The sequence below is a fragment of the Ferruginibacter sp. genome (genome assembly GCF_028288465.1).
Lineage (GTDB): Bacteria > Bacteroidota > Bacteroidia > Chitinophagales > Chitinophagaceae > Ferruginibacter.
Genome location: NZ_JAQBNR010000021.1, coordinates 330438 through 345206, shown reverse-complemented (window position 1 = coordinate 345206; position 14769 = coordinate 330438). Strand labels below are relative to the sequence as shown.

General features: G+C 40.3%; 12 protein-coding genes. 6 read left to right on the top strand and 6 right to left on the bottom strand.

Going from position 1 to position 14769, the window contains the following annotated elements; translation table 11 throughout:
* Window positions 1–9 precede the first annotated feature (9 nt).
* The 4 genes from JWR61_RS10670 to JWR61_RS10655 form a co-directional block, all read right to left on the bottom strand.
* Window positions 10–1239, bottom strand: coding sequence for a nitrous oxide reductase family maturation protein NosD (locus JWR61_RS10670; RefSeq protein ID WP_301927796.1), 1230 nt, complete (start codon window positions 1237–1239; stop codon window positions 10–12).
* Window positions 1239–2258, bottom strand: coding sequence for a nitrous oxide reductase accessory protein NosL (locus tag JWR61_RS10665; RefSeq protein WP_301927795.1), 1020 nt, complete (start codon window positions 2256–2258; stop codon window positions 1239–1241). The genes JWR61_RS10670 and JWR61_RS10665 overlap by 1 nt, the downstream gene beginning before the upstream one ends.
* 86 nt (window positions 2259–2344) lie before the next feature.
* Entirely contained in the window at window positions 2345–4345 is a 2001-nt protein-coding gene (gene nosZ / locus JWR61_RS10660) for a Sec-dependent nitrous-oxide reductase (protein WP_301927794.1), read from the bottom strand.
* A gap of 65 nt (window positions 4346–4410) precedes the next feature.
* Window positions 4411–4899 (bottom strand): cytochrome c family protein, encoded by a 489-nt coding sequence (locus JWR61_RS10655; RefSeq protein WP_290337794.1) that lies wholly within the window; start codon window positions 4897–4899, stop codon window positions 4411–4413.
* Between the two features lie 307 nt (window positions 4900–5206).
* On the opposite strand from JWR61_RS10655, the gene JWR61_RS10650 reads away from it, so the two are divergent.
* The 5 genes from JWR61_RS10650 (at window position 5207) to JWR61_RS10630 (ending at window position 10672) form a co-directional block, all read left to right on the top strand.
* Window positions 5207–5827, top strand: a complete 621-nt coding sequence (locus JWR61_RS10650) for a Crp/Fnr family transcriptional regulator (protein ID WP_301927793.1) — start codon at window positions 5207–5209, stop codon at window positions 5825–5827.
* A gap of 33 nt (window positions 5828–5860) precedes the next feature.
* The gene (locus tag JWR61_RS10645; protein ID WP_301927792.1) at window positions 5861–7090 is read left to right on the top strand and encodes a hypothetical protein; all 1230 of its coding nucleotides are present in this window, start codon (window positions 5861–5863) and stop codon (window positions 7088–7090) included.
* Window positions 7091–7404: 314 nt separating this feature from the next.
* Window positions 7405–8382: a hypothetical protein gene (locus tag JWR61_RS10640; RefSeq protein ID WP_301927791.1), complete on the top strand. Its 978-nt coding sequence runs from the start codon at window positions 7405–7407 to the stop codon at window positions 8380–8382.
* A 280-nt stretch (window positions 8383–8662) separates the two neighbouring features.
* On the top strand, window positions 8663–9778 hold the full coding sequence (locus JWR61_RS10635; protein WP_301927790.1) for an acyltransferase family protein: 1116 nt from the start codon (window positions 8663–8665) through the stop codon (window positions 9776–9778).
* A 312-nt stretch (window positions 9779–10090) separates the two neighbouring features.
* The gene (locus JWR61_RS10630) at window positions 10091–10672 is read left to right on the top strand and encodes a nitroreductase (protein WP_301927789.1); all 582 of its coding nucleotides are present in this window, start codon (window positions 10091–10093) and stop codon (window positions 10670–10672) included.
* 56 nt (window positions 10673–10728) lie between these two features.
* On the opposite strand, the gene JWR61_RS10625 is transcribed toward JWR61_RS10630, so the two are convergent.
* Window positions 10729–11565 (bottom strand): DUF2911 domain-containing protein, encoded by an 837-nt coding sequence (locus tag JWR61_RS10625; RefSeq protein ID WP_301927788.1) that lies wholly within the window; start codon window positions 11563–11565, stop codon window positions 10729–10731.
* Between the two features lie 155 nt (window positions 11566–11720).
* Here JWR61_RS10625 and JWR61_RS10620 point away from each other — a divergent pair, with 155 nt between their 5' ends.
* On the top strand, window positions 11721–12482 hold the full coding sequence (locus JWR61_RS10620) for an alpha/beta fold hydrolase (RefSeq protein ID WP_301927787.1): 762 nt from the start codon (window positions 11721–11723) through the stop codon (window positions 12480–12482).
* A 213-nt stretch (window positions 12483–12695) separates the two neighbouring features.
* Here the strand turns inward: JWR61_RS10620 and JWR61_RS10615 are convergent, their stop codons facing one another.
* Complete coding sequence (locus JWR61_RS10615; RefSeq protein WP_301927786.1) at window positions 12696–14672, bottom strand: S9 family peptidase; 1977 nt, start codon at window positions 14670–14672, stop codon at window positions 12696–12698.
* Window positions 14673–14769 lie beyond the last annotated feature (97 nt).

Sequence of the window (14769 nt, the reverse complement as noted above, 5' to 3'; positions counted from 1 at the left end):
TCCATCCCACTAAAACGCTTTCTTCATCAACGGCGCATTATCTTTTAAATTTTCCGGCGTCAGGCTTGGTAAAATTTTTTCCGTTTTATCCAGCAACGTGGTAATAAAACTTCTAAACAAAATCATGGCTGACGGATATTTTTCAACAATCATGGAATACATGCTTACGGGCCGGTAAGGCACATCGCCAATTTTGTCTTTATTTAAATCGTAGCCTTCATATTTATCCCAGTAATTGTTATTGAATTTATTTAACACCAGCGACCCGTTGGTGCCCACATCAAAAGTATTACCGGTAAAATTATTTTTCTCCAGCACTACATCCACACAGCTTGCCTGTATTTTTAATGCCCAGCCATTGTTTTCAAAACTGTTATACGACATGTAAATGCGGTTGGCGCCTTCCATAAAAATGGCACTTGTATTTCTGTTGAAATGGTTGCCCTGCATATAACCGTCTGATATTTCTTTCAGCAAAATACCGTGCGATGCATCGCCCCAGTTTTCTTCAAAATAATTGCTGAACATTTTAATGCGGTTGCTGAACATTACCGATACGCCGGATCCGTTATTGGTAAAAACATTGCTCACATAAGTATCGTCGTTGCTGAACATAAAGTGCAAACCATATCGCATGTTGTTGGTGGAAACATTCCGCCAGATGATCGAATTTTTTACAAATTCAAAATAGATCCCATCCCGGTGGCCGGTTACTTTATTGTTGATAATGCGCATGCTGTCGCACTTCCAGCAATGGATGCCGTTGGCGCTTTGTTGCTCTTCTTTGTTGTTGGCAGTAAGCTGGTTATTTTCAATGGTACAATTAAAACCATTCTGAATATAAATGCCGAAAAAAGTGTCTTCCAGTATGTTGTTACGGATAGCTACATTCCTGCTGTCGTATACTTTTATGCCACTAATATCTTCCAGGCTTGAAACCCCTGAATGTATTATTTTGAAGCCATCCACGACGACCCCGTCTGCCTTGATGGAAATAAGCTCATATTTTTTTTCACCATTCAGTACCGGGTAATTGATTCCTTTTAAGACAATAGTTGTCCTGATCACCAGGTTATGCTCTTTATAATTTCCTGCTGCTACCAAAACGGTATCTCCGGTAACTGCGGCGTTTATAGCCGATGCGATTGTTGTATATTTTTCGTTCGCACCAGCCTTAATGGTTTTTGATGAAGCAGGCGCACAAACCACCACAAATAATATGAGCAGGTATAATTTCATTATTGCATTTCCTCACGGGATATTTTAACGCCATTAAATTGTGGTAATACTTTATTCAAATTTTCTTCTGTATCAAAGGAGGCTACATTGCCATTCATAGGACTTTTTAAATCGGGGCTTTTAAAAAAGTATGCTTTTGAGGCATTGATCAGCTGGTGTGGTTCAGCAAAGTTGGCGTAATAAATGCCTGCAATATCCATCTTCGCAACTGTATTGGCTTTCAAAAAAGAAAGGATACAATGTGGATCATCAAATGTATAGATCTTACTTTTTTTAGTAATTATTTCTGCGCCAAAACGATTGTCGCTGATGGGCATTTTACAAAATGCGCAATTATCTTTACCAATGCGAAGCGCCTGTGGCTGTGTACTGCAGCTGCTTAAGCTTACAGAAAGCAGTGTCAGCAGAACCATCATAGAAGGAGCTAATTGTACAACAGATTTGGGATGCCATTTCCATTCATATACTACCAGGCCCAGGAGGATAACGCCGACTGCCACAAATATCCAGCCTCCAATATCGGGCATTGAGTAGGCTCCGAAATTTAATAATTGTTTAAAGCCAATCAGCGGGGGCTGGTAAGCCATGCCTGGTACAATGATAGCCGCATCCGGATTTAAATTGTGGCCGTAGTCGTATTCCCAGCGCCAAAAATCAACCATCGCAACAATCCCAAAAAGAACAAATAAGATCGCTGATAAATTCAGCCATTTCTTTTTGGCGACGACGGCGGCAGCTATAAAAAGCAACGCGTAAAATATGATGAGACCAGGTAAAATTTTAAATTCTGCAAAGTCATTTGCATGTAATGTTTTCATGCCTATGTAATGATTCAGCCCGTTGATGATATCAATATTGCCACCTAACTTATTCGCGTAAATGAACATCATTAAGCCCTCCGGGTATTGTGGTGCTGCCAGGTCTATGCGCCACATTGGTACAAATAAAACGATTAACAAACCAAGACCGCACACAACAAGTAGTATCCTTGTGATGCCTGAAACCCTGTTATTTTTCATATCAAAAAATTGAAATAAAGAAAGAAGTAATTTAAAAGTTTACACCTTTTTACCAGTGTAAACTTTTAAACAACTCGTCTCCAATATTATTTAGTGCCAGCGGCAGTACTGTCAGCTTTAGGCTGATTGGTTCCTGTGCTGAATGTTAATGGAACTGTGCTTCCGGCAGGAGATACCCTTGCATAGCCTGACATTTCCTGGTGCAATGCACTACAGAAATCGGTGCAATAGAAAGGGAATATTCCTACTCTGTCTGGTGTCCATTTTAAAGTGGCAGTTTCGCCCGGCATAATCAACAATTCTCCCGTGGTGGCGCCTTTTATGGCAAAGCCATGCGGCACATCCCAATCCTGTTCAATGTTAGTTACATGAAAATATACATCATCGCCCATCCTTATACCTTCAATATTATCCGGTGTAAGGTGCGAACGGATAGCGGTCATATAAACATCCACCTTGCTACCGGTTCTTATAACTTTGGTAGTTCCTTCACCCTTGCTTACAAAGGCATTTGCATTGTCTTCTATCTTAAAGAATTTAACAGAACGGTCGCGGATAACACTTGCTGCAACAGCTTGTGCATAGTGCGGTTCACCAATGGTTGGGAAGTCTAAAATCAATTGCATTTTATCACCACTGATATCATACAATTGTGCGCTCTGAGCCAGTTCCGGACCTGTTGGCAGGTAACGGTCTTTGGTGATTTTATTATAAGCAATTACATATTTTGCATTCGGTGTCTTTGTGTCACCACCAGGTATGCATAGGTGACCAACAGAATAGTAAGTAGGAGCCCTGTCCAGTACTTTCAAATCTTTAATATTCCATTTTACAATTTCAGAACTTACAAAGAAAGATGTAATGGCATTGCCTTTTCCGTCAAACTCTGTATGTAATGGGCCAAGGCCTGGTTTCTTTACTTCACCATATAAAGCGGCTTCGTATTTAATAACAGGTATGCCATCATAATCGCCTTCGTATGCTTTATCAGCAATGGCTTTCTGAATTTTATCAAAACTAAAAACGGGAATTAAAGCGGCCAGTTTACCACTGCCTACGATGTATTCGCCAGTCGGGTCAACATCGCAACCATGCGGCGATTTAGGGCAGGGGATAAAGTAACAAATGTCTTTCAATTCTTTTGTATCCAGTACGGTTACTTCGGTTCTGATTTCAGAAGTTGCCGTATGTGTTTTTTCGTTGTACACGTTGTGCGCATATTTAACTGCCTGTTTTTTTCCTTTGCCGGCTTTTAAATATTCTTCCGCTTTTTTCCAGTTAACGGCCATGATAAAATCCTTATCACGTTTGGAGGCATTTACTTCCAGCAAGGTGTTTGCCTGCTCTGTGTTGTAGCAGCTAAAGAAGAACCAGCCGTGAGATTTTCCTTTACCAGCATGGCTCAAATCAAAGTTTACACCGGGGCATTGTAATTGAAAAGCGATGTCCATTTTACCGTCTTCTTTGCCAACACTAATGAAACTGATGGTGCCTTTAAAATTTTGTTTATAAGTGTTGATAGGAACATCTCCATTTTTATCATCCGGGGGTACGCTAAACCTGGTGCCTGCTACTACATACTCTGTATTTTCTGTAATAAAAGGCGAGGAGTGGTTGCCGCCGCTGTTGGGTAATTCGATGATTTCAGCCGTGTGAAAAGTAGAGAGATCAACCCTTGCAACACGGGGCGTATTGTTGGCGTTGGCAAAAATCCAGCGGCCATCAATGTTACCATCCGTTTGAGAAAGATCAAGGTGATGCTGGTCATCCCATGGAATAAAACCGTGTGAGGTGTTGAGCATAGGCTTTGTTTCTTCTGAATAGCCGTAGCCATTTTCAGGATTTACGGAAAAGATTGGCACAACTTTCAACAGCCTTCCGCTTGGTATGCCATACACGCTCATTTGTCCGCTAAAGCCGCCTGAAACAAAATTGTAGAACTCATCATATTTGCCTGGTGCAACATATACTTTGGCGGCGGCATCGCCACTTACAGCCGAGCCGGCACTTTTCGGCTTGCAGGATTGCATCCCCGCAATTAATGCAAGTGCAGCCACAGCAAATGCATATTGTTTTATTGATTTCATTATTGTAGAATTTAAATTGTTTGATAGTTTAGGCATTGGATAAAAAACGGGACATTGCCGGTACATTATTTTACGCCGTCATTTTTACGCATGAATTCCAGCAGGTTTCTTGCATCATCATCTGTAAGGTTTTGATTGGGCATACGCACCAGGCATATTTCTAACTGGGCCTGTGCTTTAGGGTCTTTATTAATCATTGCATCGGTGTTGGTAATAAAATTCATGATCCATTCAGGAGCATGTCTTGATGTAACACCGGACCAGCCAGGGCCAACCAGTTTTTCATCAGTCAGTTTATGGCAGGCGCCACATTTTACATCATATACTTTTTTGCCGCCGTCTGCTTTGGCTGCATCAAGCGTTGCTGCCAGTTCTACTTTTGTAAATTTGCCTTCACCCCTGTGCGGATCGTAAGAAGGATTTGCGTCTGTTGTTGCCGCGTCGGTTGTGGCTGCTTTACTGCCTGCATCTGCAATGCTGTTATCCGTACTTTTATTTTGTCCGCAGGAAGCTATTAAGGCAACTGCCAGGCTAAGTACAATCAGTTTTTTCATGTTGATTTATTTTTGAAATTGAAATTTGATTGCACAAGATTACCACCGGATAAAATGTGTTTTTATGCGTGAAGTCATATTCGAAAAATAGCTCATCGTGCAGCATACAAAATCCAACTTTCAGGCACGCGGCAGAATCCAGTACTGTGGCGCAAAAGGAGTGATTTATATAATATGAAAGTCCCTGAAAGAATTCAAAAATGATCTTTAAATATGATTAAGATCATGTAATTACCCGATTATCATCAGGTCTTCAACTTTCTGTACTGGCTATTTTTGGCCATATTTTTACCAGTAACCTTTTATCATGATTGACATCGACGTATTGCTCGCCTGGGGTGCCGCTTACAAGAAAGTTAGCGCCGGAGAAATTATTTTTAAAGAAGGACAACCCTGTTCTTTTTATTACCAGCTTGTAACGGGAAAAGTAAAATGGGTGAACATTGATGATGAGGGAAAAAATTGTATTCACGCAATAGTTGAGCCGGGCGAATCTTTCGGTGAGTTCCCCTTATTTGATGACGGACCTTTTGCAGCTACTGCTGTGGCCGACGAAGATAGCCTGATCATCCGGTTGCATAAGCCAGTCTTCCTGCAATTGATGCAGGATAATCCTGTCATTCATTTCGCTTTTACACAAATGCTTTCGAAAAGACTGCGGTATAAATTTGCGGTTATAAAATCTTTTGCGGCACATTGCCCGGAAGAAATGATCTCTACTTTACTAAACCAGTTAAAATCAGAAAAGAAAAATTTTTGCGGCGACTGCAACCAGTTAAATTTAACCCGTCAGCAAATTGCAGACATGACCGGGCTTAGAGTTGAGACCGTCATCCGCACCATGCGTACCATGCATGAAAAAGGCGACCTGGTGATCAGCCGCGGTAAAGTGTATTGCAAGGATATGATTCAACGCATAACCGCATAAAATTTGTTGCGGTTATTTTGCCAAAAAGTTTTCATGAATCATTTTTTGCGCAGGTGGCTTTCCGTTTCCTTTTTTAATTTATTGCTCGTTGCTACGCTTGGCGTAATTCTCCGGTATAAGATCGCGTTTTATCTTCCCTTTGTTCAGCAAAAATTTTTACTGCACAGCCATTCGCATTTCGCTTTTTCAGGATGGATAACACAAACCCTGATGGTGTTGCTGGTGCATTACCTCGCAGTAAAAAATGGTGAGGCCATGTTAAAAAGATACCGCTGGTTATTGTATGCCAATTGTATCACCGCTTACGGCATGCTGATCAGTTTTATTTTCCAGGGCTATGCATTTTTCTCTATCACCTTTTCAACGCTGTCTATATTTGTGTCGTATTTTTTTGCGGTATATTACTTTAAAGACCTGGCTAAACTAAAAGAAAAAAGTATTTGTCATTACTGGTTCAGGGCGGCGCTTATTTTTAGTGTGCTCTCTTCTTTAGGCGCCTTTAGTTTGGCTTACATGATGGCCACTAAAATGATGGTGCAGAATTTATACCTGGCAGCCATCTATTTCTTTTTACATTTTCAATACAATGGCTGGTTCTTTTTTGCAGGCATGGGTTTGCTCTTCACAAAGTTGGAGCAAGTGCCGGCAATAGCTGGTCAGTTGAAAAAAGTGTTTTGGTTATTTTGCCTCGCTTGCCCCCCTGCCTATTTTTTATCAGCTTTATGGCTTCCTTTTCCTTTTGTAGTGTATTGTATTATTGTTATAGCGGTAGCAGCACAATTAATAGGATGGGGGATTATGATAAAAGTACTATTACAACAGAAGGCATTCATTCAAACACATTTTTCTAAGCACGGGAGAACTTTATTATTACTGTCAGCCATCGCCTTTTCAATCAAATTGGTATTGCAAACAGGTTCGGTTCACCCCGCGTTAAGTCAACTCTCATATGGTTTCCGGCCGATTATTATTGGTTATCTGCACCTTGTTTTATTGGGTGTCACCAGCATTTTTATCATCGGTTATATCATCTCTTTCGAGCTGATACCTTTCACAAAAAAAATATTTACAGGCATTTTTATTTTTGTTGCGGGCATAATTATCAATGAAATATTATTGATGGTACAGGGAGTTGCAGCCCTTGGCTATACAACTGTTGATGGTATTAATATTATGTTGTTAATGGCGGCACTGGTCCTGTGCACTGGTGTGGCAATCCTGTTTTCAGGTTTAATAAAAAAAGATGCATCGCTGCGTCTTTAATATCTCCAGTCAAAAAGATTTTTATTTTTAATAAAAAGATTTTTTCTAATCAGACAGCGCCTGCTGTTTAATTTTTTCGTGTTTTACTTTTACAGAATTTCGCCGGCAAAATCTTTTTTAAAAATTTATTTAGCCCCATTTTACAGCTGTTTTACAAGAAAATATACTGTTTACTAACACAATTTTTTTTCAATAAAAAAAATTGGCATGATAATGGTTTTATGTCGGTCAAACATCAAAAAATTGCTTGAAAATTAATTCTTTCCTGCTTTCAGATGTTGCTGATAACTATTTATAACTTAAAACTTAATATCATGAGCGATTCAAATTTTCCAGCGGCCACTACAACAAGTTCGGCTCCGCGTTCGAATTACAAAAACGGCATTATCGCTGCTTTAGCAGTTGCTTTAGTTGGCGTTGGCGGTTATGCAATAGTAGATAAAAACAAAACAGGTGAAGTGATTCACCAGCAGGAAACTACCATTGCTAAAGTTTCAGATGAAAAAAGCGATATCCAGAAAAGCTTTGACGGATCACTGGCTCGTCTTGATTCATTGGGTACCGTTAATACTTCGTTAGAAAGTAAATTAAAAGATAAGACCAGCGAGATTGCGAAGACAAAAAACCAGATCCGCAGTATTTTAAATAAAAAGAATGCTACTGCTGCTGAATTGGCAAAGGCTAAAACCTTGATTGCTGATTTAAATGGCAAAATCACAGGCATGCAGGAAGAGATTGCTAAGTTAACCCAGGAGAATCAATCTTTAACAGCTGATAAAGTTGCTTTAACAGCCGATAAAGAAAAATTGACTACTGACTTAAATACTACTACTGTAATTAAGCAGGACCTTGAAAAGAAAGTGGATGTAGCTTCTACTCTAAACGCTTCCAACATTGCTATTACAGCAATTAATGTTAAGAAGAATGGTAAAGAAAAAATCACTAACACCGCAAAGCGTGTTGACAAACTGGTTATTTCTTTTGACGTAAACAATCGCATTATTCAGTCAGGAATGACAGATGTTTATGTAGTTGTAATCGGACCTGATGGAAAACCAATTTCTGAAGAAAAATTAGGTTCAGGTACTTTCACAACACGTGAAGATGGCGATAAAGCTTTCACCGCTAAATTACCTGTTGATTTGGAAACATCAAAAAAGAAGAATGTAGAATTTGCTTTTGCTCCGGGAGAAAGTTTCCAGAAAGGAAGCTATACTATCCAGATTTATCAGAACGGATTTAAGATTGGCGAAGGAACGCGTGAATTGAAAAAAGGCGGCCTGTTTAGTTAATCATTTATTATATAGTACGATTGCATTATCCTTTAAAATGCTATTAGCAACCTGTTCGCAGGTTGCTATTTTTTTTGCCATTACCCAACGTTGCGGTTACTTTTCGTTTTATAGTTTTGAAATTTTTGATTTGCAAGTCAGCATTGTGTTTGGTCTGTATCCGGATAGCAATTAATAATTAAATAAATAGCTTAACTGATATAGGTTGACTATGCATTAAGAAAAATAGGATTGTTGTTTCAATAAATATTTCAATACTTTTAAAAAAAATAGACGGCTTATGGCATCACAAAGATTTACTGCACTGGATGTGTTTCGTGGTATGACGATTTGTTTTATGATTATTGTTAATACGCCTGGTAATGGCCTCACTACCTACTCTGAATTGGAACACGCCCATTGGAATGGCTTCACGCCCACTGATCTTGTCTTCCCGTCTTTTTTATTTGCAGTTGGAAACGCCTTAAGCTTTGTTATGCCACGCTGGGATAATTTACCTACCGGTGCAGTGGTTTGGAAGATCTTAAAAAGAACATTGATAATTTTTTTACTTGGTTACCTGATGTATTGGTTTCCTTTTGTAAAACAAGTTTCCGGCCATTGGGAGATGGCGCCTTTTAGCCATACAAGAGTGTTCGGTGTATTGCAACGCATTGCCCTGTGTTATGGTATTGCAGCCTTGCTTTTGTATTTCTTAAAACCTAAATTAACCATGCTGGTTGCAGTGACATTGCTTTTAATGTATTGGTTTATTTTGTTGTTATATGGCCAGGGAGACCCTTTCAGTATGGAAGGAAATGCTGGCATTTTGCTGGATAAATGGTTGCTGGGCAATGATCATTTATACCATGGAGAAGGCGTTGCTTTTGATCCTGAAGGCTTGCTGGGAACTATGTCTGCCGTTGGTAATGTAATAGGTGGTTTTGCCGTAGGAAGTTTTATTCAGCGTAAAGGAAATACCTACGAGATGCTTGCGCAGTTGCTTTTGGCAGGTGCCAGCCTGATGGCGTTGGCCTGGGCCTGGAATCACTTTTTCCCGGTTAATAAAAAATTATGGACAGGCTCTTTTGTGCTGTTAACCGTAGGGCTTGATTGTATTATTATTTCTGCTGTCATTTATATTATCGACTTTTTGCACAAAACCAGGTGGACTTATTTTTTCGAAGTGTTCGGCCGTAATCCTTTATTTATTTATTTGCTGAGCGAACTGGGAGTAACGCTGCTGTATGTATTCACGGTGCAACCAAAAGTATCTGTCTATAAATGGATATACGAAACGATTTATGTACATGCCGGAGATTACTTTGGTTCTTTACTGTTTGCCATCAGTGTGATGCTCGTATGCTGGCTGGTAGGTTATTTCCTTGATAAGAAGAAGATATATGTAAGGGTGTAAATAAACTTCTATTGTTATTTTATATATTATTTTATTGTTGACCTGCTTTATGCGGGTCACTTTTTTTATACTATGATTTACCAATTACAATAATTAAAAATTACCTATGTGGCCAAAGATTAGATAACAAATGCTAAAAGCCAGCAGTGCTCCAATTGCAGTGCGGCATTTTCATCGATAGACAAATACGGCCAAAATGGTGCACCAGTGCAGTGTGGCCCCTGTTGCCTGGAATAGTGTTCAGTAAATAAAATCTTAAACGTTAAATCAATTGGCTCGTATTGATGTTACTTTGCAGTTTAACTCCAGTGTATGAACAACGATTTTTCTACTTTGTCGGACATTATAAAAAACCGGCGCAGCATAAAACCAGCCATGTTTAATGGCAATAAAATTCCTCATGAGCAAATTGAGCAACTGCTTGAACTGGCAGACTGGGCGCCTCCCCACACGTTTTCTGAGCCATGGCGTTTTGTTGTGTATTCAGGTAAAAAAGTAAATGATTTTAGCAGGCAGCATGCGCTGCTTTATCAGCAGTTTACACTGGCAGAAAAGTTTATGAAGGGAAAGTTTGATAGCATCATTGCCAATGGTGAAAAATCATCGCATTTAATTGTTTGCATAATGAAACGGAGCAATGAAAAAATACCCGCGATGGAAGAACTGGCTGCCGTTTCCTGTGCTGTACAAAATATATTATTGGGAGCACAAGCTTTGGATATAGCAACACTATGGAGTACCGGTGGCATGATATTGCACCCTGCTATGAAGAACTATTTTCAACTGAATGAGCAGGATCATATCCTTGGCATTCTTTTTCTTGGTAAAACAAATGAGCATAACGAGGGACACAGAAAAATAGCTCTGAGTGAGAAGGTTGTTTGGCAGAAATAGCACAAAAAAAGGGATACCAAAAAGTTTCGTATCCCTTTTTTTTACCGGTTCCTGGTTTATTTTAACTCATTCTGCAGCTTCATATTAAGCGCTACATAATCATCATTTTTTGCTGCTTGCGCCAATTCAACTGATTTTTTTGATACTGCTAAAGCTTCCTGCTTTTTCCCGAGCTTCGCCAGCACACGGGCTTTCTGGTAAAACATGTAAAATGCATCGGGGTTTTGCGCAGTTGCTTTTTCAAGCCAAGCCAGTGCCTGGTTAAGATCTTTACCGTTGTCCATGTAATACATGGCGGCCGCAAAATAAGGGCGGTTATCTTTTTCCATCAACTCTTTAATCTGCGCAGTAACTTTAGTATCCACATCAGTGGTTATTGGTACAGCCACTACGATATCATCCCAAATAATCTGCAAATTGCAACTGTTGGCAGTTACATCTCCAAACAAAATCGAAAATGTTTCTACCGGAAAGCCAAGGTTAACAGGCTTTGCTGTTACACGCACAACATCCTGGTCCTGCTTGTAAGCGGCGGGACTGGTAACATCAGTTTGTTTAGTAATAATTACGGTCCATTCGCCTGCATTTGGGATGGTTAATAAACCATATTTACCGGCAGGGATTTTTTTTCCGCCAATAGTTACGTCATCGCCAAAAGTAAGGGTGGTTGCACTGTTGGCACCTGTACGCCATACTTTTCCATAAGGTACCAGGTCACCAAAAATTTTACGGCCTTTCATGCCCGGCCTTGAATAAGACAATTCAATTTTAGACAGGCCGAAGTTTTGTTTAACCTCTTGTGTTGTTGAGGGCTGGGGTGTATTCAATTGCTGTGCAAAAGAAGAAAATGCAAATGCGCAAAGCATTATAGCAAGACATGTTTTTTTCATCATGAGTGTTTTTGAATTGTAAATATAAGCGATTGAAATGTTGAAAAATATCCTTTTAAAGGAGCAGGCTATAAAAATGTATATTTAATATTGTATTGTAGTCTGTCACCTGCAGTATTTCAGATTTTTTTACATCAATCATCTCTAAATTCATTCAAATGAAAAGTTGCCTCTCTTTCACCTTTTTAGTAATTGCTATAATGGTATGTGGTATGGTAAGCGCACAATCATCTGCCAAACCGGTTTATGTGATAGTGCATGGCGCCTGGGGCGGTAGCTGGGCATTCAAAAAAGTAGATTCGTTGCTTACAGAAAAAGGAGCCGTGGTATATCGTCCGTCATTAACAGGGCAGGGAGAACGTGTACACCTGGCTACTACCAGTGTTGGCCTGGATACGCATATCAGAGACGTTGTGAATATGATTTTATACGAAGACCTGCATGATGTAATATTGGTGGGGCATAGTTATGGCGGTATGGTTGTAACCGGTGTAGCAGACAGTTTACCTGGGAGAATAAAAAAATTGATTTACCTTGATGCATTTGTGCCGGAAAATGGTGAAAGCGTAAGCAGCATCCAGGGCAGCCGGGCAGATGGGATAAAAAAGATGGTAGTGAATGGATTTATTGTGCCACCGTGGGTTAAAGCCGGACAGGCGCCGCCCAAAGATGTTCCGCATCCCTACAAAACTTTTACAGATGCTATATCACTTACCAATAAAGAAAGATTAAAAATACCTACTGCTTATATACTTACGGTAGAAAAAGGCAAGGAAGCTAAAGACGATGATTTTGCCGCACAGGCGGAGAGAGCAAAGAAAAAAGGATGGCCCATTTTGGTGCTGGAAGCAGATCACAACGCACAATGGTCTGCACCGGAAGCGCTGGTGGATATGCTTAAAAAAATCGGCAGCGAATAATAAAATTGATGCGTGTGGAATGATGAACGTGAAGGATCAGGCTTTTGAAAACTATCAATAAGGGAAAATTTGTAAAAGAAGCCATTAACGTAATGACCTTTTTGAAACGAATATAAAAGGGATCTTAATCAATAGTGATTGAGATCCCTTTTTTGTGTCACTGGCAGCCTTATTTTAAGCCGCATTCAGCTGCCTGTTGATGCAACTGATTTATTAGTTCTTCAGGTATTTATCATACCATTTAATCCATCTTTGCAACCGGTCTGCCTGGTAAGACGGAACAGTAATGCCGTGATTCTGGCCCGGATAAATTACCAGTTGAGTGGGTATGCCCAGTGTTTTTAATGCAGTATACATTTGCTCGGCCCCTTCAACCGGTACATTAAAATCATTTTGAGAAGCCATAAAAAGGGTAGGCGTTTTTATCTTATCGGCTTTGAAAAAAGGATAAGATAATTTAATCCATCTGTCCATATGCTCCCACGGTCTGCCTAGTTCGTTGTTGTACTGGTTGATGTACTGATCTGCGCCGTACATGCTCAATTGCAAGGCACTGCCAGCGCCGCTGGAGGCTGCTTTGAAACGATTGTCTGTAGCAATTACGTAATCTGTTAAAATTCCTCCGTAGCTCCAGCCACCAATGCCCATCCTTGCAGAATCTGCAATGCCTTTTGCTATCAGGTAATTTGCTGCACCGATAATGTCTTTTACTTCCTTGTTGCCCCAGTCTGCATAAATGGCCTTGCAAAAAGCTATGCCTCTTCCATTGCTGCCCCTGTAATTTACAGCAGCTACGGCGTAACCTGCACACGCCAGTACCTGGCGCTCAGCATCAAAATCAAATTCATCCTCGGCAACAGGCCCACCATGAATAAATAAAATAAGCGGCAATTTTTGTTTGATAACATTCGGTGGCGTGTATAATATGCCTGATACTTTTGTTCCATCTTTACTGATGCTTTCAAAGCCTTCTACATTGGCCAGCGAAACATGCGCAAGAAAACTATCGGATTGATGCGTGAGTCTCTTATACTCATTGTGCTGAACCAAATAAAGTTCGTAAGGAATCTGGGGTGTGCTTCCCAGTACAGCCCAGTTATTGTCATTCAGCGCTTCCATTTCAGTACAATTATACTGGCCGTTTCCCATTGGTTTCATGCTGCCGTCTGCTACGGAAAACAACGCGGCATAAGCATTCCGGTTATCTGTAACAATGGCTGCAACTGATTTGCTATCTTTTGACCAATGGGGGCTGTTGACCGGTCTGTCTAACTTTGCTGACAACCTGCGTGGGGTACCTCCGTTAGCATCAACCAGGCAAAGCAGGTTGTGACCATACATGGTAAAATCATCTTCGGCAGAGCTTTGTAAATATGCAATTGTAGTGCCATCCGGGCTCCACACAGGCTTATCATCGGCGCCTTTCCAGGTGGTGATTTGCCTGGGTTCACTTCCGGGAACTGCTTTAATTGTCCAGATATCAGTATTGTCATTGTAATCAAAAGCTGCGGAACGATTGCTTACAAAAGCCAGTTGTGTTCCATCAGGGCTCCAGTCAATTCCTGTTTCATTGTAAACACCCTTTGTGAGCGTATCCAATTTTTTGGTAGCAACATCAAACAAATAAATGTGGCTGCTGCTGCTATCCAGGTAACCTTCAATATCCTGCTTAAAATGGTAGCGATCAATCACAAAAGGTTTGCGGTTTTTTGGTTTTGGTGTTACACCGGTGTCAGCATCTTTTATTACCATTGCTATCTTTGCTCCATCCGGCCGCCATGCATATTCGGCGAGTTTGCCTTTTACATCCAGCAGTTTTTGGCCCTCGCCTCCGCGCCTGTCCAATAGCCAAATGCTACTGCTGTCGTCACTGATATTACGCGACGAAAGGAAGCTTAAATATTTCCCATCCGGGCTCCATTGAGGAGCAACATCGCCTTCGTCTCCGTTGGTCATCTGTATGGTGGTTTTACCATCAACACTACTCATCCAAACATGCGACATGGTTTTATCTTTTGCCGTATCCACCGTAGCTACAACATAGGCCAGCATTGTACCATCAGGCGACGCTTTACAATCCTTCAATTGAGGTAAGCGATATAAATCGGTAGCTTTCAATAATGGTGGCATTGGTTGTGCATCGGTATACAATTGGGTAAAAAAGAAAAAAAGAAGAAAGAAATATTTCATACAAATTTTATTTTGATTTAATAAAATGAAGTGTCACAAAAATCCGCTTAAAAATAAAAAACAGGTAAGGTGAAAAACAGCTTTTTGCTTCACCCAC

What these genes read in the sequence shown, in the direction of transcription:
- JWR61_RS10670 (WP_301927796.1), bottom strand. Translation starts at nt 1,239, where the DNA reads ATGAAATTATACCTGCTCATATTATTTGTGGTGGTTTGTGCGCCTGCT.
- JWR61_RS10665 (WP_301927795.1), bottom strand. Translation starts at nt 2,258, where the DNA reads ATGAAAAATAACAGGGTTTCAGGCATCACAAGGATACTACTTGTTGTG.
- nosZ (WP_301927794.1), bottom strand. Translation starts at nt 4,345, where the DNA reads ATGAAATCAATAAAACAATATGCATTTGCTGTGGCTGCACTTGCATTA.
- JWR61_RS10655 (WP_290337794.1), bottom strand. Translation starts at nt 4,899, where the DNA reads ATGAAAAAACTGATTGTACTTAGCCTGGCAGTTGCCTTAATAGCTTCC.
- JWR61_RS10650 (WP_301927793.1), top strand. Translation starts at nt 5,207, where the DNA reads ATGATTGACATCGACGTATTGCTCGCCTGGGGTGCCGCTTACAAGAAA.
- JWR61_RS10645 (WP_301927792.1), top strand. Translation starts at nt 5,861, where the DNA reads ATGAATCATTTTTTGCGCAGGTGGCTTTCCGTTTCCTTTTTTAATTTA.
- JWR61_RS10640 (WP_301927791.1), top strand. Translation starts at nt 7,405, where the DNA reads ATGAGCGATTCAAATTTTCCAGCGGCCACTACAACAAGTTCGGCTCCG.
- JWR61_RS10635 (WP_301927790.1), top strand. Translation starts at nt 8,663, where the DNA reads ATGGCATCACAAAGATTTACTGCACTGGATGTGTTTCGTGGTATGACG.
- JWR61_RS10630 (WP_301927789.1), top strand. Translation starts at nt 10,091, where the DNA reads ATGAACAACGATTTTTCTACTTTGTCGGACATTATAAAAAACCGGCGC.
- JWR61_RS10625 (WP_301927788.1), bottom strand. Translation starts at nt 11,565, where the DNA reads ATGATGAAAAAAACATGTCTTGCTATAATGCTTTGCGCATTTGCATTT.
- JWR61_RS10620 (WP_301927787.1), top strand. Translation starts at nt 11,721, where the DNA reads ATGAAAAGTTGCCTCTCTTTCACCTTTTTAGTAATTGCTATAATGGTA.
- JWR61_RS10615 (WP_301927786.1), bottom strand. Translation starts at nt 14,672, where the DNA reads ATGAAATATTTCTTTCTTCTTTTTTTCTTTTTTACCCAATTGTATACC.